Annotated in this window: 21 protein-coding genes; 13 read left to right on the top strand and 8 right to left on the bottom strand. The window is 70.9% G+C overall.

Annotated features, from left to right (window positions below; genetic code table 11):
• Positions 1-55: 55 nt before the first annotated feature.
• From ACFUO4_RS38355 to ACFUO4_RS38295, 13 genes are all read left to right on the top strand, one after another.
• A complete protein-coding gene (locus ACFUO4_RS38355) occupies positions 56-715 on the top strand; it encodes a ScbR family autoregulator-binding transcription factor (RefSeq protein WP_383493775.1) in 660 nt (219 codons plus the stop codon).
• A 291-nt stretch (positions 716-1,006) separates the two neighbouring features.
• Positions 1,007-1,852 carry an AfsR/SARP family transcriptional regulator gene (locus ACFUO4_RS38350; RefSeq protein ID WP_079307138.1) on the top strand — a complete coding sequence of 282 codons (846 nt, stop codon included), beginning with the start codon at positions 1,007-1,009 and terminating at the stop codon, positions 1,850-1,852.
• A gap of 501 nt (positions 1,853-2,353) precedes the next feature.
• A complete protein-coding gene (locus tag ACFUO4_RS38345) occupies positions 2,354-3,175 on the top strand; it encodes an AfsR/SARP family transcriptional regulator (protein ID WP_079307140.1) in 822 nt (273 codons plus the stop codon).
• A 467-nt stretch (positions 3,176-3,642) separates the two neighbouring features.
• Positions 3,643-4,398 carry a thioesterase II family protein gene (locus ACFUO4_RS38340; protein ID WP_079307142.1) on the top strand — a complete coding sequence of 252 codons (756 nt, stop codon included), beginning with the start codon at positions 3,643-3,645 and terminating at the stop codon, positions 4,396-4,398.
• A 192-nt stretch (positions 4,399-4,590) separates the two neighbouring features.
• Complete coding sequence (locus tag ACFUO4_RS38335; RefSeq protein ID WP_079307144.1) at positions 4,591-5,544, top strand: aromatase/cyclase; 954 nt, start codon at positions 4,591-4,593, stop codon at positions 5,542-5,544.
• Between the two features lie 517 nt (positions 5,545-6,061).
• Complete coding sequence (locus ACFUO4_RS38330; protein WP_383493770.1) at positions 6,062-9,421, top strand: condensation domain-containing protein; 3,360 nt, start codon at positions 6,062-6,064, stop codon at positions 9,419-9,421.
• A 241-nt stretch (positions 9,422-9,662) separates the two neighbouring features.
• On the top strand, positions 9,663-10,871 hold the full coding sequence (metK, locus tag ACFUO4_RS38325; protein ID WP_383493767.1) for a methionine adenosyltransferase: 1,209 nt from the start codon (positions 9,663-9,665) through the stop codon (positions 10,869-10,871).
• Between the two features lie 88 nt (positions 10,872-10,959).
• Entirely contained in the window at positions 10,960-11,943 is a 984-nt protein-coding gene (locus tag ACFUO4_RS38320) for a carbohydrate kinase family protein (protein WP_383493764.1), read from the top strand.
• Entirely contained in the window at positions 11,940-15,443 is a 3,504-nt protein-coding gene (gene metH / locus ACFUO4_RS38315) for a methionine synthase (RefSeq protein ID WP_383493761.1), read from the top strand. The genes ACFUO4_RS38320 and metH overlap by 4 nt, the downstream gene beginning before the upstream one ends.
• On the top strand, positions 15,440-16,345 hold the full coding sequence (gene metF / locus ACFUO4_RS38310) for a methylenetetrahydrofolate reductase [NAD(P)H] (protein WP_079307151.1): 906 nt from the start codon (positions 15,440-15,442) through the stop codon (positions 16,343-16,345). Before metH ends, metF begins: the two co-directional genes overlap by 4 nt.
• On the top strand, positions 16,323-17,732 hold the full coding sequence (gene ahcY, locus ACFUO4_RS38305) for an adenosylhomocysteinase (RefSeq protein ID WP_383493758.1): 1,410 nt from the start codon (positions 16,323-16,325) through the stop codon (positions 17,730-17,732). The genes metF and ahcY overlap by 23 nt, the downstream gene beginning before the upstream one ends.
• Before the next feature lie 23 nt (positions 17,733-17,755).
• Positions 17,756-17,887, top strand: a complete 132-nt coding sequence (locus tag ACFUO4_RS38300) for a hypothetical protein (RefSeq protein ID WP_383493755.1) — start codon at positions 17,756-17,758, stop codon at positions 17,885-17,887.
• A gap of 182 nt (positions 17,888-18,069) precedes the next feature.
• Positions 18,070-18,396 (top strand): DUF6059 family protein, encoded by a 327-nt coding sequence (locus ACFUO4_RS38295; RefSeq protein ID WP_128112012.1) that lies wholly within the window; start codon positions 18,070-18,072, stop codon positions 18,394-18,396.
• Between the two features lie 94 nt (positions 18,397-18,490).
• On the opposite strand, the gene ACFUO4_RS38290 is transcribed toward ACFUO4_RS38295, so the two are convergent.
• From ACFUO4_RS38290 to mvk, 8 genes are all read right to left on the bottom strand, one after another.
• Positions 18,491-19,081 (bottom strand): malonic semialdehyde reductase, encoded by a 591-nt coding sequence (locus tag ACFUO4_RS38290; RefSeq protein WP_383493752.1) that lies wholly within the window; start codon positions 19,079-19,081, stop codon positions 18,491-18,493.
• 84 nt (positions 19,082-19,165) lie between these two features.
• A complete protein-coding gene (locus ACFUO4_RS38285) occupies positions 19,166-20,182 on the bottom strand; it encodes a 3-oxoacyl-ACP synthase III family protein (RefSeq protein ID WP_383493749.1) in 1,017 nt (338 codons plus the stop codon).
• Between the two features lie 117 nt (positions 20,183-20,299).
• Positions 20,300-21,469: a hydroxymethylglutaryl-CoA synthase gene (locus ACFUO4_RS38280; RefSeq protein ID WP_383493746.1), complete on the bottom strand. Its 1,170-nt coding sequence runs from the start codon at positions 21,467-21,469 to the stop codon at positions 20,300-20,302.
• A gap of 3 nt (positions 21,470-21,472) precedes the next feature.
• Entirely contained in the window at positions 21,473-22,534 is a 1,062-nt protein-coding gene (locus ACFUO4_RS38275) for a hydroxymethylglutaryl-CoA reductase (RefSeq protein ID WP_128112013.1), read from the bottom strand.
• Positions 22,531-23,625 carry a type 2 isopentenyl-diphosphate Delta-isomerase gene (gene fni / locus ACFUO4_RS38270; protein ID WP_079307161.1) on the bottom strand — a complete coding sequence of 365 codons (1,095 nt, stop codon included), beginning with the start codon at positions 23,623-23,625 and terminating at the stop codon, positions 22,531-22,533. The genes ACFUO4_RS38275 and fni overlap by 4 nt, the downstream gene beginning before the upstream one ends.
• Positions 23,622-24,710 (bottom strand): phosphomevalonate kinase, encoded by a 1,089-nt coding sequence (locus ACFUO4_RS38265; RefSeq protein WP_383493743.1) that lies wholly within the window; start codon positions 24,708-24,710, stop codon positions 23,622-23,624. Before ACFUO4_RS38265 ends, fni begins: the two co-directional genes overlap by 4 nt.
• Positions 24,707-25,738: a diphosphomevalonate decarboxylase gene (gene mvaD, locus ACFUO4_RS38260; protein WP_383493740.1), complete on the bottom strand. Its 1,032-nt coding sequence runs from the start codon at positions 25,736-25,738 to the stop codon at positions 24,707-24,709. The genes ACFUO4_RS38265 and mvaD overlap by 4 nt, the downstream gene beginning before the upstream one ends.
• Positions 25,728-26,735, bottom strand: coding sequence for a mevalonate kinase (gene mvk / locus ACFUO4_RS38255; RefSeq protein WP_383493737.1), 1,008 nt, complete (start codon positions 26,733-26,735; stop codon positions 25,728-25,730). The genes mvaD and mvk overlap by 11 nt, the downstream gene beginning before the upstream one ends.
• Positions 26,736-26,749 lie beyond the last annotated feature (14 nt).

Here is a 26,749-nt window from a genome sequence, read left to right as displayed (position 1 = left end):
TGGGGATGTCGGTGCGGTGCCGGCCTTCGACGTCCCTGTTCTCAGGAGACAGCACATGGTCAAACAGGAGCGGGCAGCTCGTACCCGGCAGGCACTGATCAAGGCCGCGGCCGAGGTGTTCGCCGAGGAGGGCTTCGTCACCGCGTCGCTGAGCACCATCAGCAGGCGAGCTGGGGTCAGCAACGGTGCCCTGCACTTCCACTTCGCCAACAAGGGGATGCTCGCCGACGCGGTCGAGTCGGAGGCCGCCCAGGCGGTCCACCGGATCACCGAGGCGGCGCGGGCCTGGCAGGGCGACTCGCTCCAGGCCGTCGTGGACGCCACGCACGAGCTGATGAGCAGCCTCGCCCATGACCCCGTGGTCCGCGGTGGCTTCGAACTCGCCGGCGACTGGGCGCGCCGCGGAGAGAGCTCCCTGCGGGCCCAGTGGCAGCACTGGGTCGAGGACAGCCTGCGCCGGGCCGAGCGCAACGGCGCTCTGGCGGAAGGGGTGTCCTGGGTCGACAGCGCCCGTGTCATCGTCGCCGCCACCACGGGCTTCGAGGTACTCGCGGGCGAGGACGACTCCTGGCTGTCGCGGCAGAACGTCACCCGTTTCTGGGACGTCCTGCTGCCACGGCTCGTCGGGCGGCAGGACCTGGACCGGCTGGTGAGCGCCGGCTCGCGGTCGACGACCGCGGTCTCCTCGCCGTTGTCCGAGCGGCCCGCGCCCTGACCTCGCGCTTTAGCAGACTGCATGGTCTGTTTCTGTATTCTTCCTTCGCTGGCTCCACCTTGGTGTGCCCTGGAGATCCACTCCAGGGCGCCTTGAGCCTCGCCGGAAGTTCTATGTAAGTGCAGGTCAGCTGGGTTGGGGCGCTATGCCTCCACTAAGAAAATACAGGATGTGCGGTTTGATATTGACAGACCGCGCGCGCGGTTTTTACTCTTGCTGTGGCGCCGGGCTGGCATCTGCTGACGGCCGCGGACCGACCGGAGCACTCGGGCACAAGACAGGGGAGATCGCGTGGACATCGAGGTACTCGGCGCACTGGCCGTACAGGAGAACGGAGTCTCCATCACGCCGACGGCTCCCAAGCCGCGGCAGGTGCTGGCCCTGCTGGCGCTGCACGCTGACCGGGTGGTGCCCGTCTCCGCACTGATCGAGGAACTGTGGGGCACCACACCGCCGCGCAGCGCCCGCACCACCCTTCAGACCTACATCCTCCAGCTGCGCGAACTCATCGCCGTGGCCCTGGAGAAGGATGAGCAGGACGGCGCGGAGGGCGAGAGCAGGCCGCGCACCGCCAAGGACGTCCTGGTGACCATGCCCAGCGGCTACCTCCTGGCCAGCGGCGGCGGCGAGAGCGACGTGCGCGCCTTCGAGCGCCTGGCGGGCGTGGGATACCGGGCCATGGACGCCGGCGACTTCCCCGGCGCCGCCCGGCAGTTGCGGGAGGCGCTGGCGCTGTGGTCCGGCACCGCCTTCGCGGACGTCCAGGCCGGGACTCAGCTGGACATGGAGATCAAGCGTCTGGAGGAGAGCCGGCTGTGCGCGCTGGACCAGCGGATCGAGGCCGATCTGCGGCTGGGGCGGCACCGGGAGCTGCTGGCCGAACTGACCGTGCTGGTGAATCGTTACCGCACGCACGAGAGCCTGCACGGCCAGTTCATGCTGGCGCTGTACCGCTCGGGGCGGCGCGGCGAGGCGCTGGAGGTCTATCAGCGGCTGCGCGCCACGCTGGTCCGGGACCTCGGTCTGGAGCCCTCGGCGGGCCTGCGGCGCCTTCAGCGTTCCATCCTGACGGCCAACCCCGAGACCGCGACGGCGGCACCGAAGACCACCAAGGACCGCCTCGTCCCCACGAGTTGAGTGGCCGCCCCCTTTCCCAGGGCCTCCGCGCAGCCGGTTCGTCCGGTACGCCGACGCCTTGGGAAGCGGCATGTCCGGGGCCGCGAGGGGTCGCCCGGCACCACGGCGCACGACCTTGCGATGCCCGTGAAGTCCACCGGGGCAGGTCGTCCCTGTCGTCCTCGTAGGGGGCGTACGCGCACCGATCCCGGGGGAGGGTCGGCATCGGGCCAACGCGGCTCGTCCCGCAAGCGGTGCCATGCATTCCGCAATCCGGTTTCTCTGCAGTGGAATTCAATGGAAAAGGTAACCAGGCAGAGCATTCTGTGATAGTGCGGACTCTCTTTCTTCCAGTCGTCGTTTACATGCCCTTGAGTGGATCAATTTCCGGACTGCGGAGTTCAGTTGAAACACCCTCAAGCTCCGGTTGAGGAAAATCGGGTGTGGCGCGAATCCGGCTAGTGTGCTGACGGTGATGGGATTCAGCCACGAGAGGAACTCGACGAGGTACGGAGGAAAGCAGTGAAGATTCAAGTTCTGGGCCCGTTGAGTGCCGAGGTCAACGGGGGGTCGATTGTCCCGACGGCCGGTAAGCCGCGGCAGATTCTTTCCCTGCTCGCTCTCTACCCCGGACGGGTGATGCCTGTCCCCATGCTCATGGAAGAAATCTGGGGAACCGAGCCGCCGCAGAGCGCCCTCACCACCTTGCAGACCTACATCCTTCAGCTGCGTCGACGCCTGGGCACCGCCATGGGGCCCGACGCCCCCGGCGCGGCCAAGGAGGTGCTGGCCACCCGGCACGGCGGCTACCTGCTCCAGATACCGCCCGAGAGCGTGGACGTCCACGAGTACGAGCGCATGGTCACCGAGGGACGGTCGGCGTTCGAGGCCGGGGACGACGAGACGTCGGCCAACTGCTTCCGCAAGGCGCTGGAGCTGTGGCGCGGCCCCGCACTGGTCGACGTCCGGGTCGGGCCGATCCTCGGGATCGAGGTCATGCGTCTGGAAGAGAGCCGGCTCGGCACCGTGGAGCGCCGCATCGACGCGGATCTGCGGCTCGGCAGGCACTCCGAACTCATCGCGGAACTGGCCGAACTGACGGCACGCTACCCGCAGCACGAGGGACTGCACTCGCAGGCCATGGTGGCGCTGTACCGGTCCGGGCGGCAGGCGTCGGCCCTCGCTGTCTACCGCAAGCTGCGCATCCGGCTCATCGAGGAACTGGGCGTGGAGCCCTCGCCGCAGGTGCAGCGACTGCACCAGGCGATGCTCGCCGTCGACCCGCAGCTGGACGTCGCCGCCGGTGCCCGGCGCAGCTCGACCTTCGATCTCTACGCCGCCTGAGGCCGGCCGGAGCGGGGGCTCGAGTCGTACTCAGAGGTCGGTTTCCACCAGCGCCTCATCCTGCGCCCGCCGGGGGGACGGCGGGCCGCCGGAAGGGGGCTCGACCGGGGGGACGGTGGCCTCGGGACGGTGTGGGGGTTGATGGTTGCGGCCGGGCGGCCGGGGGAACGTCGCCTGGCCGTAGCCGGGCCGGAGCCCGGGCGGGCAGTGGGGCGCCGAGGTGCTTCCTGCCGGCCTTCGGCGCCCGTCGACCGGCACGAGATCCGCAGATCGCGCAGACCTTCGTACGTACGGACCTCTCCCGAGCTCGCCGCGGGGGAGGTCTTCTCCATGATCACACCCTTCGGCCGTGTCGCCGAGCCGGCGGAAGCCGGCCTCTGGTCGTTCTCGAGCGGGCATTGAGGTCGTCCGGCGATTCTCGAACCCCGCCCCCGTGTGTCCAGGGGCGAGGGGAGAGGAGGACGGCCATGTCGGACGGACAGTCGGTGCGGCTGCACTGTTTCGCGCACTCCGAGGGGGGCCTGTCGATCTTCGAGCACTGGGCCGCGCACACCGGACCCGGTGTCGAGGTCCTCCCGGTTGCCCTGCCGGGGGGCGAACGGCGGCGCTCCGAACCCCGGGTGACCACACATGAGGCGCTGCTCGCCGATCTGCTGCCCCTGTTCGCGGACCCCGACCCCGGGCCGTACGTCCTCTACGGGCACGGGCTCGGTGCCATGGTCGCCTTCACCCTGACGCGCGCCCTGCACGAGGCGGGGCTGCCGGGTCCGGCGCTGCTGGCCGTGGGCGCCTGTCCGCCGCCCGACACTCCCTCGGAACTGCCGGACGTGCGCGGGGCGTCGGACGCCGAACTGCTGCATGTCCTGGGCGGCGAGGGTGCCGTGCCGGCCGAGAGCGACGAGGGGATCTGGCTGCGGGCCATGCTGCCGGTGCTCCGCGCCGACCTGGAGCTCTCCCGGGCTCTGGAGGAGGCTGCCCGCAAGCCGTCGTCCGCGGGGCCGCTCAGCACTCCCGTGCTCGTGGTCGCCTCACAGGACAACCCGCTGGCGCCGCCCACGATCGCCGAGGGCTGGCAGCAGTGGACCACGGGGCCCACCCGGCTGCGTACCGTCCCGGGCCATCACTTCTTCGCACGGGGTCGTGGACTGCCCAGGCTGCTCGGCCGGGCCTGCCGCGTCGCCGGCCGCCTCGCCCTCGCCCGGGAGAGCGTGGCCGTCGGCTGAAACCCTCGGCCCGGTCCTCCGGTGCGGGCATCCCTTGTCCGCGGGCCCCTGAATCCTCTCGCGACGCGGCGGTTGACAGCTGACGGGACCAGCGCTTTTCGATCTGCTTTCCGCTCGTCCTTCAGCGGTTTTCTTCCGGCCGTCTGAATTCTGTTCGCGTACCCGTCGGCGCAATGTAGGAGAGGTGTTCAGATGTCTGTTGAGCTCGCGGAGAAGACGGCTCACAGGGTTCATGTGTCCGCGTCCGCCGGGGTGGTCTATGCCCTTTTCGCCGATGCGGTGAACTGGCCGCTCTATTTCGCTCCTAGCGTTCATGTGGAGCGCCTGGAGTTCGACGGTGAGCGGGAGCGGCTGCGCACGTGGTGTTTCCTGGACGGCGAGCTGAAGTCATGGACTTCGTGGCGTCGCCTGGACCCGGTGAAGCGCCGTGTGGAGTTCCGGCAGGAACTGCCCGCGCCGCCGTTGAGTGCACTGGGCGGCATCGTGACCGTACGGGCCGACGGGCCGGACGCCTGTGACCTGGAGCTGGTGTACGACTTCAGCGTCGTCGACGACAGTCCCGCCGACCGGGCGTGGGCGCAGCGGGCCGCCGACGGGCACAGCCGCAGCCAGCTCGCCGGGCTGAAGGCGATCGCCGAGCGGTGGGCGCGCCTGGACGAACTGATCCTGACCTTCGAGGAGTCGGTGCACGTCCACGGGCCGGCCGAGCTGGTCTACGACTTCCTGTACCGGGCGGCTGACTGGCCGGAGATGGTGCCGCACGTCACCCGGGTCGACCTCGTCGAGGACGAGCCCGGAGTTCAGCGCGTGAGCATGGAGACGCTGACCGAGTACGGCACCCACGCCTCGGACTCGGTGCGGATCTGCTTCCCGCACGCGGAGCGCATCATCCACAAGCAGACCACGACGCCCGCCCTGATCCAGGCGCACACCGGCGAATGGTCCGTCGTCCCGGACGAGCGGGGCGTGACCGTCCTCGCGCAGCACACCGTCGTCCTGCGCGAGGAGGACATCGTCACCGAGCTCGGCGAGAACGCGACCTTGGACCAGGCCCGCCGCCGGGTGCGTGAGGCGATCGGCCGCAACAGCCGGGTGCTGCTCGCTCACGCCAAGCAGCACGCGGAGACGGCCGTCCGCATGCTGTGACCGCGGGTCTCCGGCCGGGAGGCGGATGTCCTGACCTGCCGCTCATGGATGGGCCCTGACGGGCTTGGGCACCGCTTCACACCCGCTTGGGAAAACGGACGGGGGGCCGGTGCTGCCACTAGCGTGCTGAGTCGGAGGGTTGTGAAGATCTGCTGACCAGGAGGCGTCATGGAAGCGAGGCGGTGTGGTGACACCCCCGTGCGCCCCGCGTCCCGTCCCCCGCGCAGCGGCCGCTCCCTCCGTCCCGGCCGGCCCGGCTCCGTCGGGCACGCACGCGGCCCGTCCGCACCGCCGACCACCCGTCCTCGGGCGTTCCCCTGTCTTCGCCACGGCCCTGTACGGCGCAACCGGGCGCGAACCGTCCGGCCCGCCGCCAGGGCCGCACTCGGCACGTCGGCCACCGACTCCGTGGCACGGTCCTCCCAGGGACCGGGCGTCGCAGCTCATCCAGCGCCTACAGAGGAGAGGAGGGAGGGGACCGCACCGGTCTCAGCAGACCGCACGTCCCCGGACACGCATGACTGTTTCCCGCTCCTCCCACGCGGCGATCTCCGTGATCGTCGACCCCGGGCCTGCTCCGCACACGGCCCCGTGGGACCTCGAGTTGCGCGGTCCGCTCGACCCCGCCGTGCTGGAAGACGTCCTGGGCGAACTCGCCTGCGGTGACCCGGGCCGGCCCGGCTGGCAGCACCGGCTGCTGCGGCACGGGCCCGAGCACCACACACTGCGCTTCATCCAGCGCGACGGTGCGATCGCGGCGTCCGTGGTGGGCCGTATCGCGGACCTCCTGACCGAGCCGCCGCCGGCCGACCGTCCGCTCGTTCCCGCCCAGTGCGCGGTCCTGACCCGGCCGCCACGGCAGCGGTACGAGGCGGTGTACCTCGAACCGGCCGGGCCACTGGACGCGGACGCGGTCCGGGAGGCGCTGCGCTGTGTCGTGGCCGCCCACCCGCAACTGCGCGCCCGCGTGGACGCGACGGGCGGCCGCATCCTCGGGCCCGCCGCGGTCTGGGACGGCCAGGTGCCGTTGACCGAAGGGGAGTTCACCGACGAGGCCGGTTTCGCGGCGGCCGTCGCAGCGACCGGCCATGCCCTCGATGCGACCAGCGGTGTCCAGGTGCGGGCCCTGCTCGCCCGGGACCGCCGTGCGACGGGGCCGCGCGCCGACCGGCTCGCGGTGATCGTCCATCAGCTCGCGGTGGACGCCGCGTCCTGGCGGACCCTCGTGGGCGACCTGACGGCCGCCCTCGGCACGGCCACCGTGCCGCCGCGGCCACGGCGCGTCCCGGACGCCCTGGCCGACTGGATCGGCGAACTGCGGGATCTGGCCCGCGACCCGGACGAGGTCCGGCACTGGTCCCTGGTGGCCGAGCGCAGGGCCCACGCGCTCAGCTCCCGTCGCTCCGCCGCGGTGACCCGCTCCGGCGAGGTGCCCGAGACCGCCCGGGCGGCGTGGGACAGCGGGCCGGGTGGCGAGCGCCACCTGGAGTTCACCGTGGACGAGGAGCTGACCGAGCGGATCACCCAGGGCCTGGCGCGCCGGCTCGCGCTGACCACCGGGCAGGTGCTGACCGGTGTGTTCGCCCTGACTCTCGCCCGCTGGCAGCGGGTCGACGAGGTCGGCTTCGACGTACTCAGTGACCCCCGCGAGGGCCATCCGGCGCTACGGCGTCACGTGGGCCGGCTCACCGGCGAGCACCCCGTGCATCTCGCCCTCGACCCCGGCCTCGACCCCCTCGGCCAACTGGCGGCGGTGGCGGGCCCGTTGGCGGCCTCCGCAGGACAGGCGGCGGGCGGCGCCGGGTTCGGGGCCTGCCGGGAGTGGAGCCCCGACCCGCTGCTGCGCGACACCCTGCGCGCGCTGGCGCCCGCCCCGGCTTGTCTGATCCTGCACGGCCCCGACGAGGTGCTGCCCGGCTCCGCGTACCCCGTGCCCGGCAGCGCGCCGGGCCGGCCCGCGCACCGGCTGGAGGTTCGGGTCCAGATCACCGGCGGCCGGCTGCGCGTCGGCCTGGACTGGGTGAGCGACCCCGCCGAGGGCATCACCGACACCTCCGTCGCCGCCCTCGCCGATCTGCTGCGGGAGACGTTCGGGGAGCTCGCCGGCGCGGCCGACGCCCCCATCCCGTCCGTGTTCCGGGCCACCCCCCAGCAGAAGGCGCTGTACACGGCGGGTGACGCGCAGCCCGGCACCGGGCGGCATGTCGAGCAGCTCGTGTGGGTCTGGCACGGCCCGCTCGACGTCGATCGCTTCACCTCGGCCTGGCAGTCGGTCTTCGACTGCGAGACGGTGCTGCGGACGGCGTTCACCGGCGGCCCCGAACCGCAGCTCATGGTGCACAGCCGGGTCACGCCCGAGATCACCGTCCGGGTCCGGCGCGGCGACGAGGACCTGTCGGGCCTGCTGGAACGCGACCGGCTGCGCGGCTTCGACCTGCGCTGCCCAGGACCGCTGCGGCTGACCCTGCTGGGTGCGGAGGGCAGTCCGCTGGAGGGCGCCGCCTCGCCCACGCGGATCGTGCTCACCTACCACCGGGCGCTGCTGGACACCTGGAGCGCGCACATCATGTTGCGCGAGTTCCACCGGGCCTATCTCGCGGGCGGCTCCCTGCCCGGCGGGGAGCGCCGCCCCGATCTGCGCGACTACACGGCGTGGATCGCGGCCCAGGACCTGGAGCCCGTACGGGGGTTCTGGTCACGGTCCGTGCCGCCCGCGGACGCGGCGTCGCGGCCGGGCCGGCCCGGCGGGGCCACCGGGCTGACCGGGGTGGGGCGTTCCCGGCTGCGCCTGGACTCCGCAGAAACCATCCGTCTCGCGCGGTGGGCGAGCCTGTGGGGCATCGCCGAGAGCAGCGTCCTCCAGGCCGTCTGGGCCATGCTCATCCACCGGGCCTCCGGCGCCACCGGACCGGCCCCGGTCTGCTTCGCGGTGACGGTCCCGGGCCGCGGCATCCCGCTCGACGGCGTCGCCCGAATGCTGGGACCGCTGCGCAACTCGCTGCCGATGTCCGTCGAGGTGGACCCGGAAGGAACCCTGCCGCAGCTGATGCGGCAACTGCGCGACCACGCCCTGGACATGGCCGCCTACGAATGGGTCCCCGCCGACTGGATACGGCCCCCCGGACGCCGCGGCACGGGCACCGACCCCGCCGCCACCGTCATCGTCTTCGAGGACCCGCCGCACCCGGTGGAGGGCCTTGAGAACGAACTCGCCGCGCAGGGCATCAGGGCCGAGTTCGCCGGCACCGTACCCGCCCGCTCGGTGCTGCCCATCGGGCTGCTCGCCCACCACGACAGCACCGGCGGCCTGGTCCTGACCGGCGTGCACGACCGCGATGTCCTCGACGAGGACGCGGCGGCCGAACTGCTCATGCAGAGCGCCCTGCTGCTGCGTGAACTGCCGTTGTGGGCGGGCGAGTCCACCACCGTTGCGGACGCCGTGAAGCTCCTGGAGGGCCGGGCCGTACCGCAGATGGCGGAGGCTTCCGGTACGGACCCGGACGGGCCGCTGCTCACCCTGCGTCCGGCGGTGCGAGAGCAGGCGGGCACCATCTGCCTGGTCCCGCCGCCGGGTGCGCCCGCGACCTGCTACGACCTGCTGGCGCACACCTACGCCGGCTCCCGGGAGCTGCTGGTGCTCACCGGCGACGCCGACCGCGCCCGGCCCGCGCTGGCCGCGCACGGCACCGGCACGTCCCTTCTGCTCGGCGGCTTCTCCGGGGCCGGCGCCCTGGCTTGCGACATCGCCCGGCGGATCGCCGCGGACGGCGGACGGCCGCCCCGCGTGGTGCTCGCCGGCGCGAGCACGGACGAGGAGGAACGGGCCCGCGATCTCGCCCGGGCGCTCGAGGACGCCACCGCCTCACCGGACGGCTGAGGCACCCCGCCCCGAAGCCCGGGGCGGGGCGGAGTGGGGAGGGGGCGGGGTGCCACGGCGGCATCGGGCGGACCACGGCCGGCAGGGCGCTACGACCGGTCGGCCGGCTCTCTCCGCTGGGGTTCCGCCGCTCTTCGAGTGCTCCTCGTTCGAAGTCGTACATCTTTGGCTGCGTCACGGGTGACCGCGCCCGGTTTCTGACCCCCTTCCAGGCTTTGAGCCCGCAGCCATCAGGAGAGCCATGTCCCGTCGTCTGTTCACCTCGGAGTCCGTGACCGAGGGACACCCCGACAAGATCGCTGACCGGATCAGCGACACGATCCTGGACGAGCTGCTGCGCCAGGACCCCACGTCGCGCGTCGCGGTCGAGACGCTGATCACCACCGGTCAGGTGCACATCGCCGGTGAGGTGACCACGAGTGCCTACGCGCCGGTCGCCCAGCTGGTGCGTGATGCCATCCTCGAGATCGGCTACGACTCCTCGGCCAAGGGTTTTGACGGTGCGTCGTGTGGTGTGTCGGTGTCGATCGGTGCGCAGTCGCCGGACATCGCGCAGGGTGTCGACACCGCCTACGAGCAGCGGGTCGAGGGCGACGAGGACGAGCTGGACCGGCAGGGTGCCGGGGATCAGGGTCTGATGTTCGGTTACGCCACGGACGAGACCCCGAACCTGATGCCGCTGCCGATCGAGCTGGCGCACCGGCTCTCACGCCGGCTGACCGAGGTCCGCAAGAACGGCACGGTTCCCTACCTGCGCCCCGACGGCAAGACGCAGGTGACCATCGAGTACGACGGTGACAAGGCGGTGCGTCTGGACACCGTGGTGGTCTCCTCCCAGCACGCCTCCGACATCGACCTCGAGTCGCTGCTGGCCCCTGACATCCGTGCGGAGGTCGTCGAGCATGTGCTCGCCGAGCTGGCGGATGAGGGCATCAAGTTGGAGACCGGGGGCTACCGCCTGCTGGTGAACCCGACGGGGCGTTTTGAGATCGGTGGTCCGATGGGCGATGCCGGTCTGACCGGGCGGAAGATCATCATTGACACGTATGGCGGGATGGCGCGTCACGGGGGTGGCGCGTTCTCGGGCAAGGACCCGTCGAAGGTGGACCGTTCGGCGGCGTATGCGATGCGCTGGGTGGCCAAGAACGTGGTCGCCGCCGGCCTCGCCTCCCGCTGCGAGGTGCAGGTGGCGTACGCGATCGGCAAGGCCGAGCCGGTGGGGCTGTTCGTGGAGACGTTCGGTACGCACACGGTGGAGGTGGAGAGGATCCAGCAGGCCATTGGCGAGGTGTTCGACCTGCGTCCGGCCGCGATCATCCGGGATCTGGACCTGTTGCGGCCCATCTACTCCCAGACCGCCGCCTACGGCCACTTCGGCCGTGAGCTGCCCGACTTCACCTGGGAACGCACCGACCGCGCCCAGCAGCTCAAGGAAGCCGCGGGCATCTGAGCCCGACACCTGACGGCCGGGCCCGACGGTCGCGGCCGACGCCGTACGACAGCGGCGATCAGCGACCGAAGCGACCGAAGGAGTTCCCGTGCGCATCGCGGTGACAGGATCCATAGCCACCGACCATCTGATGGTCTTCCCCGGCCGGTTCACCGACCAGCTGCTGCCCGACCAGCTCGCCCACGTCTCCCTCTCCTTCCTCGTCGACCGCCTCGAGGTGCGCCGGGGCGGTGTCGCCGCCAACATCGCCTACGGGCTTGGCGGGTTCGACCTGTCACCGCTCCTGGTGGGGGCGGTCGGCACCGACTTCGCCGAATACGCGGTGTGGCTGAAGGAGCACGGCGTCGACACCGGGGGAGTGCACATCTCCGCCGAACAGCAGACCGCCCGCTTCATGTGCATCACCGACGAGGACGCCAACCAGATCGCCTCGTTCTACGCGGGCGCCATGACCGAGGCGCCCGACATCGACCTCGGCGCCCTCGTCACCGGCCCCGACCGGCCCGGCCTGGTCCTCGTCTCGCCCAACGATCCGGCGGCGATGCTGCGCCACACCGCCGACTGCCGCACCCTCGGACTGCCCTTCGCGGCCGACCCCTCACAGCAACTAGCCCGCCTCGACGGCGACCAGGTCCGCGAGCTGGTCGACGGCGCCACCTGGCTGTTCACCAACGAGTACGAGGCCGCCCTGCTCAAGGAGCGCACCGGCTGGAGCCGCCAGGAGATCCTCACGGTCGTCGGCGCCTGGGTCACCACCCTCGGCGAGAAGGGCGTACGCGTCGAACGGGCGGGGCAGCCCCCGCTCGTCGTCCCCGCGATCCCCGACGTCGAGACGGCCGACCCGACCGGTGTCGGCGACGCCTTCCGCGCCGGTTTCCTCGCCGCCGTCAGCCACGGCGTGCCGCTCGAGCCCGCCGTCCGCCTCGGCTGCGCCCTGGCCTCCGTGGTGCTCGGCGCGGTCGGCTCGCAGTCCTACGAAGTTGACCCCGCGCAGCTGTCCGACATCGTCGAGCGAGCCTACGGCCCCGGTACGGCCGCCCCGCTCACACCAGTCCTCGGAGCACGCTCATGACCGCTGACCACCGCACCCGCATCGCCGAGCTCCGTGAGGCCCTTGCCACCCGTGTGGTGGTCGCCGACGGGGCGATGGGCACCATGCTCCAGGCGCAGGAACCCACGCTGGACGACTTCCAGCAACTCGAGGGCTGCAACGAGATCCTCAACGTCACCCGGCCGGACATCGTGCGCTCGGTGCACGCCGCGTACTTCGACGCGGGCGTCGACTGCGTCGAGACCAACACCTTCGGCGCCAACCACGCCGCCCTCGGCGAGTACGACATCCCCGAACGCGTCCACGAACTCTCCGAAGCCGGCGCCCGCGTCGCCCGCGAAGTCGCCGACGAGTACACCGCCCGCGACGGCCGCCGGCGCTGGGTCCTCGGCTCGATGGGCCCCGGCACCAAGCTCCCCACCCTCGGCCACGCCCCCTACACCACCCTGCGCGACGCCTACCAGAAGAACGCCGAGGGCCTGGTCGCGGGCGGCGCCGACGCGCTGCTGGTGGAGACCACCCAGGACCTCCTGCAGACCAAGGCCGGCGTCCTCGGCGCCCGCCGCGCCCTCGACGCCCTCGGCCTGGACGTGCCGCTCATCGTGTCGGTGACGGTGGAGACGACCGGCACCATGCTGCTGGGCTCCGAGATCGGCGCCGCGCTGACCGCGCTGGAGCCGCTGGGCATCGACATGATCGGGCTGAACTGCGCGACCGGCCCGGCCGAGATGAGTGAGCACCTGCGGTACTTGGCCCGGCACTCCCGCATCCAGCTGTCCTGTATGCCGAACGCCGGTCTGCCGGTGCTCGGCAAGGACGGCGCCCACTATCCGCTGAGCGCCGAGGAGTTGGCGGACGCGCAGGAGAACTTCGTCCGCGAGTACGGACTTTCGCTGGTCGGTGGCTGCTGCGGTACGACGCCGGAGCATCTGCGCCAGGTGGTCGAGCGGGTGCGTGGTCTGGTGCCGTCGGCCCGGGAGCCGCGCCCCGAGCCGGGTGCCGCCTCCCTCTACCAGACCGTCCCGTTCCGGCAGGACACGTCGTACCTGGCGATCGGTGAGCGCACCAACGCCAACGGGTCGAAGAAGTTCCGTGAGGCGATGCTGGAGGGTCGTTGGGACGACTGTGTGGAGATGGCCCGGGACCAGATCCGTGAGGGCGCGCACATGCTGGATCTGTGCGTGGACTATGTCGGCCGGGACGGTGTGGCGGACATGGAGGAACTGGCGGGCCGGTTCGCGACCGCGTCGACGTTGCCGATCGTGCTGGACTCCACCGAGGTCGACGTCATCCAGGCCGGTCTGGAGAAGCTCGGCGGGCGTGCGGTCATCAACTCCGTCAACTACGAGGACGGCGACGGCCCCGAGTCCCGCTTCGCGAAGGTCACCCGGCTCGCCCAGGAGCACGGGGCGGCGCTGATCGCGTTGACCATCGACGAGGAGGGCCAGGCCCGCACCCCGGAGAAGAAGGTCGAGATCGCCGAACGGCTGATCGAGGACCTGACCGGCAACTGGGGCATCCACGAGTCCGACATCCTCATCGACACCCTGACCTTCACGATCTGCACCGGTCAGGAGGAGTCCCGCAAGGACGGCATCGCCACCATCGAGGCGATCCGCGAGCTCAAGCGCCGCCACCCGGACGTGCAGACCACGCTGGGCCTGTCGAACATCTCCTTCGGCCTCAACCCGGCCGCCCGCATCCTGCTGAACTCGGTCTTCCTGGACGAGTGTGTCAAGGCGGGGCTGGACTCGGCGATCGTGCACGCCTCGAAGATCCTGCCGATCGCCCGGTTCAGCGAGGAAGAGGTCCAGACGGCCCTGGACCTGATCTACGACCGGCGTGCCGAGGGCTACGACCCGCTGCAGAAGCTGATGGCCCTGTTCGAGGGCGCCACCGCCAAGTCGCTGAAGGCCGGCAAGGCCGAGGAGCTGGCCGCGCTGCCGCTGGAGGAGCGCCTCAAGCGCCGCATCATCGACGGCGAGAAGAACGGCCTGGAAGCCGACCTCGACGAGGCCCTCCAGGACACGCCCGCTCTCGACATCGTCAACAACACCCTGCTGGACGGCATGAAGGTCGTCGGTGAGCTGTTCGGCTCCGGCCAGATGCAGCTGCCGTTCGTGCTCCAGTCCGCCGAGGTCATGAAGACCGCCGTGGCTTATCTCGAGCCGCACATGGAGAAGTCGGACGCCGACGGCAAGGGCACCATCGTGCTGGCCACCGTGCGCGGGGACGTGCACGACATCGGCAAGAACCTCGTCGACATCATCCTGTCCAACAACGGCTACAACGTGGTCAACCTGGGCATCAAGCAGCCGGTCTCCGCGATCCTCGAGGCCGCCGTCGAGCACAAGGCCGATGTGATCGGCATGTCGGGGCTGCTGGTGAAGTCCACGGTGATCATGAAGGAGAACCTGGAGGAGCTCAACTCCCGTGGCATGGCCGCCGACTACCCGGTGATTCTCGGGGGTGCGGCTCTGACGCGTGCGTATGTCGAGCAGGATCTGCACGAGATCTACGAGGGCGAGGTCCGTTACGCCCGTGACGCCTTCGAGGGGCTTCGGCTCATGGACGCGCTCATCGCGGTCAAGCGGGGGGTGCCGGGTGCCACACTGCCCGAGCTGAAGCAGCGGCGGGTCAAGAGCACCGCCACCGCGGCCGCCGTCGTCACGGAGAGCCCTGAGCAGGGTCGCTCCGATGTCGCCGTCGACAATCCCGTGCCCACACCGCCGTTCTGGGGCACCCGGGTCGTCAAGGGCATCCAGCTCAAGGAGTACGCGTCCTGGCTCGACGAGGGCGCTCTGTTCAAGGGGCAGTGGGGGCTGAAGCAGGCCCGCAAGGGTGATGGTCCGTCGTACGAGGAACTTGTCGAGACCGAGGGGCGGCCCCGGCTGCGCGGCTGGCTCGACCGGCTCCAGACGGAGAACCTGCTGGAGGCGGCCGTCGTGCACGGATACTTCCGTGCCGTCTCCAAGGGCGAGGACCTGATCCTGCTCGACGAGAACGAGTCCGAGCTGACCCGGTTCACCTTCCCGCGTCAGCGCCGCGGCCGCCGGCTGTGCCTCGCGGACTTCTTCCGGCCCGAGGAGTCGGGGGAGACGGACGTCGTCGGCCTCCAGGTCGTCACCGTCGGCTCCCGGATCGGGGAGGAGACGGCGAAACTGTTCGAAGCCAACGCCTACCGTGACTACCTCGAACTGCACGGTCTGTCCGTGCAGTTGGCCGAAGCGCTCGCCGAGTACTGGCACGCGCGCGTGCGGGATGAGCTCGGCATCGCCGGGGGCGACCCGGGCTCGCTGGACGGCATGTTCCGTACCGAGTACCAGGGCTGCCGATACTCCCTCGGCTACCCGGCCTGCCCCGATCTGGAGGACCGGGCGAAGATCGCCGAACTGCTCCAGCCGGAGCGCATCGGCGTCCACCTGTCCGAGGAGTTCCAGCTGCACCCCGAGCAGTCCACGGACGCGATCGTCCTGCACCACCCCGAGGCCAGCTACTTCAACGCCGGAGGCCGGGAATGAATACCCTGCGCGACATCCTCGACCGGGGGACGCCGTCGTTCTCCTTCGAGTTCTTTCCGCCCAAGACGGCCAAGGGGGAGCGGACGCTGTGGGAGGCGATCCGCCGGATCGAGCCGATGGCACCGAGTTTCGTGTCGGTGACCTACGGGGCCGGCGGCTCCTCCCGGGACCGTACCGTGGAGGTGACCAAGCGGATCGCGGCCGAGACGACCCTCAGGCCCGTCGCCCATCTGACCGCGGTCGGGCACTCGGTGGCGGAGCTGCGGCACATCATCGGCCAGTACGCCGACGCCGGTGTCCGGGACGTCCTGGCGCTGCGCGGCGACCCGCCCGGCGACCCCAACGCACCCTGGATCCCGCACCCCGACGGCTTCACGCACGCCGATGAACTGGTGCGGCTGGTCAAGGACTCCGGGGAGTTCAGCGTGGGGGTGGCCGCCTTCCCGGAGCGTCATCCGCGGTCGGCGGACTGGGACAGCGAGATCCGGCACTTCGTCGCCAAGTGCAGGGCGGGCGCCGACTACGCCATCACCCAGATGTTCTTCCGGGTCGAGGACTATCTGCGGCTGCGCGACCGGGTGGTCGCCGCGGGCTGCGACACCCCGATCATCCCGGAGATCATGCCCGCGACGGACGTACGCCAGATCGCCCGCTTCGCCGAACTCAGCGGTGCCGCCTTCCCCGAGGACCTGGCCCACCGTCTGGACGCCGTGCGCGACAACCCGGCGGAAGGTCACCGCATCGGCGTCGAGTACGCCACCGCGATGGCCGACCGGCTCCTCGCCGAAGGCGCCCCGGGGCTGCACTACATCACGCTGAACCGTTCGACGGCGACGCTCGAAATCCACCGCAACGTGACCAACTCAAGGAGTGCCCAGCATGCCCTCGCAGCCCAGCGCTGACTTCACGGACTTCAAGGTCGCCGACATCTCCCTCGCCGAGTTCGGCCGCAAGGAGATCACCCTCGCCGAGCACGAGATGCCCGGCCTGATGGCGATCCGCAAGGAGTACGCCGCGGCGCAGCCGCTCGCCGGCGCCCGGATCACCGGCTCCCTGCACATGACGGTGCAGACCGCCGTCCTCATCGAGACCCTGGTCGCGCTCGGCGCCGAGGTCCGCTGGGTGTCCTGCAACATCTTCTCCACCCAGGACCACGCGGCCGCCGCCATCGCCGCCGCCGGCATCCCGGTCTTCGCCTGGAAGGGCGAGACGCTGGAGGAGTACTGGTGGTGCACCGAGCAGGCTCTGACCTGGCCCGGGCACGTCGGCCCGAACATGATCCTCGACGACGGCGGTGACGCCACCCTCCTGGTCCACAAGGGCGTCGAGTACCGCAAGACGGGCCGGCTGCCGGCCGCCGAAAACGAGGAACTGGCCGTGGTGCGGGCGCTGTTGGAGAACAGCCCGCTGGACTGGACGGCGATCGCCTCGGAGATCCGCGGCGTCACCGAGGAGACCACGACCGGCGTCCACCGGCTGTACGAGATGCAGCGCGACGGGGAACTGCTGTTCCCGGCGATCAACGTGAACGACGCCGTCACCAAGTCGAAGTTCGACAACAAGTACGGCTGCCGGCACTCCCTGATCGACGGCATCAACCGCGCCACCGACGTCCTCATCGGCGGCAAGACCGCCGTCGTGTTCGGCTACGGCGACGTGGGCAAGGGCTGCGCGGAGTCGCTGCGCGGTCAGGGCGCCCGGGTCATCGTCACGGAGATCGACCCGATCTGCGCGCTGCAGGCGGCGATGGACGGCTACCAGGTGACGACGCTGGACGAGGTCGTGGAGACCGCGGACATCTTCATCACCACGACCGGCAACAAGGACATCATCATGGCCTCGGACATGGCCAAGATGAAGCACCAGGCCATCATCGGCAACATCGGCCACTTCGACAACGAGATCGACATGGCCGGCCTCGCGAAGATCCCCGGCATCGTCAAGGACGAGATCAAGCCGCAGGTCCACACCTGGACGTTCCCCGACGGCAAGGTGATCATCGTGCTGTCCGAGGGCCGTCTGCTGAACCTGGGCAACGCCACCGGTCACCCCTCGTTCGTGATGTCCAACTCCTTCGCGGACCAGACGCTGGCCCAGATCGAGCTGTTCACCAAGCAGTCCGAGTACCCGATCGGCGTGTACACGCTGCCCAAGCATCTCGACGAGAAGGTCGCCCGGCTCCACCTGGACGCGCTCGGCGTGAAGCTCACGACGCTCCGTCCCGAGCAGGCCACGTACATCGGTGTCGAGGTCGACGGCCCCTACAAGCCCGACCACTACCGCTACTGAGCCGACCGAGCAGGAGGACCTACGTGTACGACATCGTGGAGGAGGACAGCAGGCAGACCCATGACGTCCCGGTGGCCCTCGCCCCACCGCTCCGGCTTGCCGGCATCGACGAGGACGACGGCTGGGAACCCCACGTCGTACGCGGTATCGACTGACGACCGACCACCCGTCAGCCCTACCCGAGAGGCGCGTCGCACCCATGGTGCGGCGCGCCTCTTCGCTGTGTCCCGGGGCCGTTCAAACAGCACAAGCGCGCGCCAAGACTTCTCGACCGGTCCACGAGTGAACCTTGTCAGTCTCTATAGGAAACGACGAGTGGAGGCGTGGAGGTGCAGACATGATTCGGATGCTGCGTGGCGTTCTGCGGATGCTGATCAACCGCTGCCTGCGGCCTCTGTGGCGGGGCTTGACGGCCTACGGAGCCATGTACGCCGGCCCTGAGGCACTACAGGCCGTGGACCCGCCCCGTTCCGCCTCGCGTTCCCAGAACCGCCTGGTGCGCTACGCGCAGAACCGGTTCCTGGTGCTGCCACCGGGCGTGGGCGGGCCGCCGCCCGCCCACCCCGAGCGGCTGTGTGAGGACGTGCCGCTGTCCTCGCAGGAGCTGTTCCTGGTTCGCGAGGTGTGGCCCGCCTACGAGGAACGCGCCCGAGACCGCCGCTGACCGCCACGGGCACCTGACGGGCCCGTGGCAAGCGGAAAGGCCGGGTGCGGAGAGCGTGAAGCTCTCCGCACCCGGCCTTGTGGCGGGAGCGGACTCACACGGTGGTGATGACCTCGTCGGCGTCCAGGCGGGGTGCGCGCGGGAACCAGGCGTTCGGGCCGGGCTTGCCGATGTTGACGACCATCAGCGGGGTGTGGTCGTCGTCCAGGAACTCCTTCCGCACGCCGGCGGCGTCGAAGCCGCTCATCGGCCCCGCGGCCAGGCCCGCGGCACGGATGCCGATGATGAAGTACGCGGCCTGGAGGGCGCCGTTGAGAGCGGCGGAGGCCTCACGGGTCGGACGCTCGGCATACAGCAGGTCCTTGACCTGGGGGAAGTGCGGGACCAGCCTGGGCAGCTCCTCGTGGAACTCGTTGTCGGTGGCGAGGATCGCCACCAGCGGGGCCGAGGCCGTCTTCTGACGGTTCGGCTCGGCCATGAGCCGCACCAGGCGCTCACGGGCCTCGGGGGAGCGGACCAGGGTGATGCGCAGCGGGCTCTGGTTGGAGGAGGTCGGGCCGTACTTGACGAGGTCGTAGATGGCCAGGATCTGCTCGTCGGTCACCGGCTCGTCGGTGAAGGTGTTCGCCGTGCGGGCCTCACGGAACAACAGGTCCTGGGCAGCGGCGTCGAGCACGAGCGACATGGGAGGCAACCTTTCGGCGGTAAGGGCTGTGAGGATCGGGAAACGGGTGCCGGATCGGGGTGGTGGCGCTGCCCGCCGGGCTGCTCACCCCCACTCCACGAGCGCGAAGCTCGCGGCCATGCCCCCGCCGAAGCCGGCCAGCAGGATCAGCTCGCCGGGGCGGAAGGCGCCGTCGCGGACGGCCGCGTCGAGGGTGATCGGGATGGAGGCGGCGCCCGTGTTGCCGTAGTGCGTGACCGTGCGGTGCATGGTGGCGCGGGGCAGGGCCAGGTCGGCGAAGACCTCGTCGAGCATGACGCCGTTGGCCTGGTGCGGAATGAAGTGGCTGATGTCCGCGGCCTCGACACCGGCCTCGTGGAGGAACTCCTTGGTCAGCTGCGGCAGTTGCTCCACGACGAAGCGGCGCACTTCCCGGCCGTCCATCGCGAAGTACTGGAGTCCGGCGTCGAGTCCGGCCTCGTCGAGGGGCTGACGGCTGCCGCCGCCGGGAACCTGGATCAGGTGCGACAGGGCACCGAAGGTGTGCAGGGCGACGTGCTTGACGATCGGGCCCTGGGTGGTCGGGCCGAGGACCATGGCGCCGGCGCCGTCGCCGAACAGGACGACCGTGCGGCGGTCGGCCGGGTTCAGGATGCGCGAGTAGGTGTCCGCCCCGATCACCAGGGCGTAGCCGCCGCGCCGCAGGATCACGCTGCCGACCGCGGAGAGCGCGAACACGGTGCCGGAGCACACCGCGTTGACGTCGAACGCCGCGGTGCTGGCCGCGCCGAGGTTCTGCTGCACATAGGCCGCCGTCGGCGGCTGCGGCCGGTCCGGCGTGGACGTGGCGACCGCGATCATGGAGAGCTGCTCGGCGGTGATGCCGGCCGACCTCATCGCGGCCCGTGCCGCGGCCGTCGCCAGATCGGACGTGGCCTGGCCGGGGGCGGCCCAGCGCCGCTCCCGGATCGCGGTCTTACGGGTGATCCATTCGTCGTCGACGCCGGCGGGCGCGCCGACCTCGTCGTTGGAGACGATCCGGTCCGGGACGTAGGAGCCCGTGCCGAGAATCCTGATGTCCTTCATGGGGCTGCCGTGGGCGGCGATCGTGGCGTCTGTCATGCGGCTGACCCCTCCCCTCAAGTGGTCTGTGATGGGCGGTGCGCACGGGCCGGCGGTGGGCGGCCCCCGAAGGGGCCGCCCAGGGTGCCGCGAGCCCGCGCGAGGCGGTTCGAGCGGTCAGCGCGTCTGGTAGATCCGCTTGTGACCGCTGATGCCGGCCAGCCGGAACGGTCCGGTGGTCTGCTCCGGGGTGGCGTGGTCGCCGCCGTCGGTGGGGAACTTCCACTCGTGCAGCTCGCGGTAGGTGGCGTAGTCGACCGTCTTGCGCCGGGAGATCGCCTGAAGGTTCGCCTCGGTGCGCAGGTGGTCGCGGTAACCGGCGACGACCGTCCCGGAGAAGAACTCGGCGACGCTGCCGGAGCCGTAGCTGAGGAAGGCCAGCGGCTTGCCGGTCAGGTCGTCCGCCTGGTCGAGCAGCGCGGCCAGGCCCAGGTACACCGAGGCGGTGTAGCTGTTGCCGATGACCGTGTTGTACGCGGTGGTCTGGCCGAGGGCGCTCGCGATGACGTCCTTGTCGGTGTCGTAGCCGCAGTAGTTCAGCAGGTGGGTGTGGGCCTTGTAGGCCATCTTCGTGAACGGCTGGTGGTAGCAGAACGCGGCGAACTCCTCGAGCGCGCGGCCGCCCTGCTCGGAGTAGTCCTTCCAGGTGCCCTCGACGGCCTGGAGGTAGGCGCCGATGGACTCCTGGCCGTCGACGAGCGCGGTGGAGAGGTAGTTCGGCCGCCAGAAGTCCATGACGTCGGCGGTGAACAGGCCCGAGGGGTCCTCGATGCGGACCAGGGCCGGGTTCACGCCGACCAGCATGGCCACCGCGGACGCGCCCTGGGTCGCCTCACCTGGGCTGTCCAGCTCGTACTTGGAGACGTCGCTGGCGATCACGAGGACCTGCTGGGCCGGGTCGCGGCGCACCAGGCCGATGGCGAACTGGAGGGCGGCGGTGGCGCCGTAGCAGGCCTGCTTCAACTCCACGACGCGGGTGGCCGACGGCAGGCCGATCAGCGAGTGGACGTAGATGCCGGCCGCTTTCGCCTGGTCGATCGAGGACTCCGTGGCGAACACGAGCGTGCGGATGCGGTCCTTGCCGTGCCGGGCGATGATCGGCGCGGCCGCTGTCGCCGCCATGGTGACGATGTCCTCGTCGGCGGCCGGCACACTCATCGACTCCTGGCCGATGCCCACGTGGTACTTGCCGATGTCGGTGCCGTTGTACTCGGCGAGCGCGGTGTGCGGCAGGACGTACTCGCTGGTCGCGATGGACAGATCGTGGATTCCGATGGATATGGACATGCCTCATACACCAACCTTTGCGGTCTTGTTGTCGCGTTCCAGTTGCACGTGCGCCCGCATCAGCTCTCCGGGGTTCGTCTGCGCGGCGAGCAGCGAGAGCTCACCGCACAGCACCGTGGCCGCGGCGAGGACGGCGAGCCGGCGGGCGTTCTCGCCGGGGGCGACGTCGGCACGGCAGCCGAGCCGGGTCAGGTTGGTCTCGACGAAGCCGAGCCCCTTGCCGTTGCCGACCGAGCCCACGATCAGGTTGGGCAGGGTGCAGGCGAAGTAGAGGTCGCCGTCGCGGTCCTCGGCCATGACGACGCCCTGCGAGCCCTCGACGATGTTGGCCGCGTCCTGGCCGGTCGCCAGATAGAACGCGAGCAGCATGTTGGCGTAGTGGGCGTTGGCCGAGCGGATGCCGCCGGCGAGGAGGGTGCCGAGCAGGTTCTTGCGGATGTTCAGCTCGACGATCTTCGCGGCGGTGGTGTGCAGGACGTCGGCGACGACGTCGCGCGGTACGAGGATCTCGGTGACGACGTTCTTGCCGCGGCCGAGGATGCCGTTGATGGCGGTGGCCTTCTTGTCCGAGCAGTAGTTGCCCGAGATCGAGCCGTAGGAGATGCCCGGGATCGTCTCCAGCAGGTGGGCGAGGAGCGCGTCGGAGGCGAGGGTGGCCATGTTGTGGCCGGAGGCGTCACCGGTGGAGAACTCGAACCTGATGAACAGCAGGTTGGCGTTGATCTCGTGCCGGATGCCGATCAGCTGGGCGAACCGGCTGCACCCGCGCACCACTTCGCGCAGTTCGTCGATGCGCGCCTCGATGGTCCGGGCGGCGGTGAGCGCGGTGAGCGCGTCGGTGGCCTCGACGAGGACCGAGCGGGTCATCCGCTCGTCGACGAGGGTGGCGACGATGCCCTTCTCGGCCAGCCGGGACACCTTCGCGCCGCGCCCGACCGACGGCCACAGCGGGGACTCGTAGGTGGCGAGCGGGACGTGGGTCTCGGTGTTGGCGACGTTCCCCGAAATGCGGAGGGGGCCCACCCACCTCATGGGGACCCCGGCGATCGCGTGTGCTTCGGTCATCGTGTGCTTCCCGTCATCTCGGTAAGGGCGTCGATGGAGCTGGAGCGCTGGGCGAGCCGGCGCGTGTCGATGCCCCGGTCCTCGCAGAAGGACCGGAGTTCGCCGTGGATCAGCAGATCGCAGCGTGTGAGGTCGGCGGGGGTGCGGGCGCCGAGCATGGTCTGGAGGGCCGCCAACTGGTCGAGCCACGTGGAGATCTTCGTGACCAGCGCGGAGACGTCGCCGTCGAGGAGGGTGCGCAGGAAGCCCCCGGAGGAGCCGACGGCACGGGCGCCGAGGGCGAGGGAGCGGGCCACGTCGAGCGGTGTGCGCACCCCGCCGGAGGCCAGCACCGGGATGCCCACGTCCTGGGCGTCCAGCAGACAGGCGGCCGTGGACTGGCCCCAGTCGTGCAGGTAGGCGTAGTCGGCGAGTTCGCGCCGGCCGTTCTCGATGCGGGCGAAGTCGGTGCCGCCGCGGCCGCTGACGTCGGCGACCCGTACGCCGAGGTTCGGCAGTGCGAGGAGGGTCTGGCGGCTCAGCCCGTTGCCGACCTCCTTGACGATGACGGGGACGTCGACGGCGGCCGCGATCCGCTCGATCTGCGCCGCCCAGGAGCCGAAGGAGCGGTCGCCCTCCGGCATGGGCGTCTCCTGCGCGGTGTTCAGGTGGATCTGCAGGGCGTTCGCCTCGATCAGGTCGATGGCGGCCCGCGCGTTGTCGACCGAGGCGGTCGCGTTGACGTTCGCCATGACGAACCCGTCCGGGTTCTCGGTGCGCAGCACCCGGAAGGTGTCCGCGCAGGACGGGTCCTTGAAGTAGGCGTGCATCGAACCGGAGGCGATGGCCACCCCGGTCTCGCGGGCGGCGACCGCCAGATCCCGGTTGATGATGCCGGTCTTGGCGCTGCCGCCGGTCATGGCGTTGATGTAGAGCGGCGCCTGCCAGGCGATGCCGGCGAAGGACGTGCCCAGGGACACGTCCGGCCGGTCGATGCCGGCCAGGGCGTGGTGGACGAACGACACCTCGTCGAACTGGTTGCGTCCGCTGTGCGCGTGCTGCTGCTCCATGGCGAGCCGGACGTGATCGTCCTTGCGCTGAGCGCTACTCATTCTTCGTTCCCTTCAGGGGCGGGACCAACGGGCAGGAGCAGCACTCCGGCCGCGGCCCACCGTTGCCGTACGTGCGCGATGTGGTGCGGGGCGTCGGCGTCCAGCAGGGCGATGCCGCAGTCGCCGCCCCCCGCCCCGGAGGGTTTGGCGGCGCCGCCGACGGCTTCGGCGGTGTCGCACAGGGCCGTCAGTTCGGGGGTGAAGATGCCGAGGCCGACCTCGTCGTCGAGGCGGGCCAGTTCCTGCCGGGCACGCCGGATCTGCTGGGCGAAGGCCGGGCCGTCGCCGGCCTCGAGGGCGTCGATCGCGGCGTGCACGAAGTCGTGGCTGGTCTCCATGAACTTCTGGTGCGAGGGGCTGCCCCGCCAGGTGCGCCGGTGCAGACCGGCCACCAGGGAGGTGGTGGAGGCCGGGTTCCCGGTCCAGCCGACCTGCAGGGACAGGCCGGCGGGCGCGGGCAGCCGGCGTATCTCGAAGCCCGGCCAGTCGGCGCGCAGTGCCTCCTCGACGCCGTGGTCGCGGGCCAGGTCCAGGACGAACGCACGGTCGGGGGCCCGGTAGGCGATCCAGCCGCCGAAGGTGCCGGCGGCGAGGTCGCCGCCGGAGCCCTTGGGGTCGATCCGGGCGGTCGCGAGCAGGGCGAGCCGGAACCGGGCCTCAGGGGTGAGCTCCAGCGCGCAGTACGACGCGACGGCGGCGATCGTCGCCACGGTCACCGCGCCGCTGGAGCCCAGGCCGTACTTGCGGCCGTCGTCGTGCAGGTCGCTGTGGACGGACACGCTCAACGGGGGTACGGGCAGGCCGCGTTCGGTCAGCAGGGCGGCGACGGTCTCGACGGCGGACACCACGTAGGCCGTCGTCCCGTCGCCTCCGGTGAGCCGGCCGTCGCGCCACCGGTGGCGCACCGTGCGCGCGGTGAGGTCGGAGGAGATCTCGACGCCGGAGTCGGTGCCGGACACGGTGACGGTGAGGTAGCGGTCGACCGCGACCAGGATCGCGGTGTTGCCGGGTTCCACCACGGCGTACTCGCCCGCGACGTACAGCTTGCCCGGCGCGCGCCGTACGACCGTGTGCCCGGCCGTCATCGGTCGTCCTCGGTGACCAGGCGGGCGCCCGGGCCCGGCCGGGCGATGTGCACCGCGACGTCCGGGGCGGCGGCGCGTACGGCCGTGGCCACCCGGTCCGCGTCGGCGCGCGGGCACAGCACCTTGACGTTCGGCCCGGCGTCCATCGTCACGTAGGCCGCTACGCCGTCCCGCCTGAGCTGGAGGACGCTGTCGATGACGGTCAGGGAAGCCGGTGACATGTACCGCACGGCGGGTCGGGCGGCCAGCATGGTGGCGTGCATGCCGAGCGCGTTGCGCTCCGCGATCTCGCCGATCGCGTCCAGGTCGCCGCGGATCAGTGCCGCGCGCATGTCGACGAGGTCGTCCTTGCTGGAGACCGCCCACGGCTCGAACAGCGGCGAGGTGTCCACGGTGCGGCGCATGGCGGCACGGCTGGAGACCTCCTTGGGGCCCGCGTTGACGACGGCGACGACGAGCGCGGGGTCCAGGCCGGCGGCGGCGTCGACGGGCTCGGCGTAGGAGGTGAGGTCGTCGGTGCCGGCGTGCCAGACGGCGAAGTCGCCGAAGATCGACCGGGAGGCCGAGCCGGAGCCGCGCCGGGCCAGCCGGGACAGCGAACGCGGGTCGTCGTCGAGGCCGTAGACGGCGGTCGCGGCGACGGCGAGGGCGGCGAAACCGCTGGCGGAGGAGGCCAGACCGGCTCCGGTGGGGACGGTGTTCTCGGTGTCGACGACGGCCCGTTCGGCGCGGCCGGCCCGCTCCCGCACGAGTTCGAGGAAGGCGGTGATACGCCGCGCGGCCTCACCGGTGGCCTGCTCGCCGTTGAAGACGACCGTGTCCTGGTCCGCGTCGGGGGCGAGGCGGACCCGGGTGGTCGTGGGGAAGATGTCCAGGGTCATCGACAGGCTGTCGGTGCGGGGCAGGAACAGCCGCTCGTCGCTCTTGCCCCAGTACTTGATCAGCGCGATGTTCGGGTGCGCGACGGCGGCGGCGCCCGTCGCCGTCGCGCCTGCCGCGCGGGCTCGCGCGAGCTGTTCAGTGCGCATGGGCGGCGAGCCTCCTCAGCGGAACGACCCAGGTCTGGACGGCACCCGCGTCGTGGAGCCCGCGGGCGACCTCACTGGCCAGCTCCGGCTCGGTCAGGGCGAGGACACAGCCGCCCAGGCCACCGCCGGTGATCTTGGCGCCGAGGCTGCCCGCCGACATCGCGGCCGCGACCATGCCGTCGATCTTCTCCGTGCTCAGGGAGGCCGCGCGCAGCAGTTCGTGATAGTCCGTCAGTCGTGCGCCGAGCTCCTCCGGGGAGCCGTCGGCGAGGGCCTGCCGGGCCCCCTCCACGAGCTCGGTGGCGCGGCCCAGGAACCTCTCCTCGGCGCCCGGCTCACGCCTGAAGCCGTCCCGCAGCAGCTCCACGGCCTCCTTGGTGCTGCCCGCGGTGCCGCTGTCGGCGACGATGAACAGGCCGTCGCAGCCGATGACCAGCTCCTCGGCCCGGCCCGCCTGGAACAGCAGCGGGCCCGCCGCGCCCACGGTCATGGCGTCCACGCCACTGGCGCGGCCGTGCGCCATGTTCTCGGCCGTCTGCACCAGGTCGAACGCGGTGGCGTCGGACAGCTCGTGGCCGAAGAGATCGGCCAGTGCCAGGACGATCGCCCGCGAGTTCGCGGCACTGGAGCCGAGGCCGCGCCCCGGCGGGATGGCCCCGTCGAGGATCACGTCCAGATGCGGCTCGCCCGGCACACCCATGCGCTCCTTGAACGCCGCGGCCAGCCGCTGGAGACCGTCGGAGGCCAGCGTCACCACCGCCCGCGAGGCGGAACCGGTCATGGTGAAGGACAAGCCGCCCTGCGCACCGGAGGCGTGCGAAGACCATCCCGCGCTCGCCGTGGCCGTCAGCTGTGGGATCGGCAGCGCGAGAGCCGGGGTTCCGTACACGACCGCGTGCTCGCCCAGCAGGATCGCCTTGGCGTGGGCGCGACCGATGCCGACCGAGCGAGCCCGACGGTTTTCCGAAACCCCCTCCACTGAGGTCGGTTGCGTCAACGCACTCACTCCCC

Origin of the sequence: Streptomyces sp. NPDC057280, from assembly GCF_042668605.1 — a bacterium.
In the GTDB taxonomy this organism is placed as follows: domain Bacteria; phylum Actinomycetota; class Actinomycetes; order Streptomycetales; family Streptomycetaceae; genus Streptomyces.
Note: the sequence above shows the minus strand (reverse complement) of the source record. Positions and strands in the feature narration are given on the sequence as shown.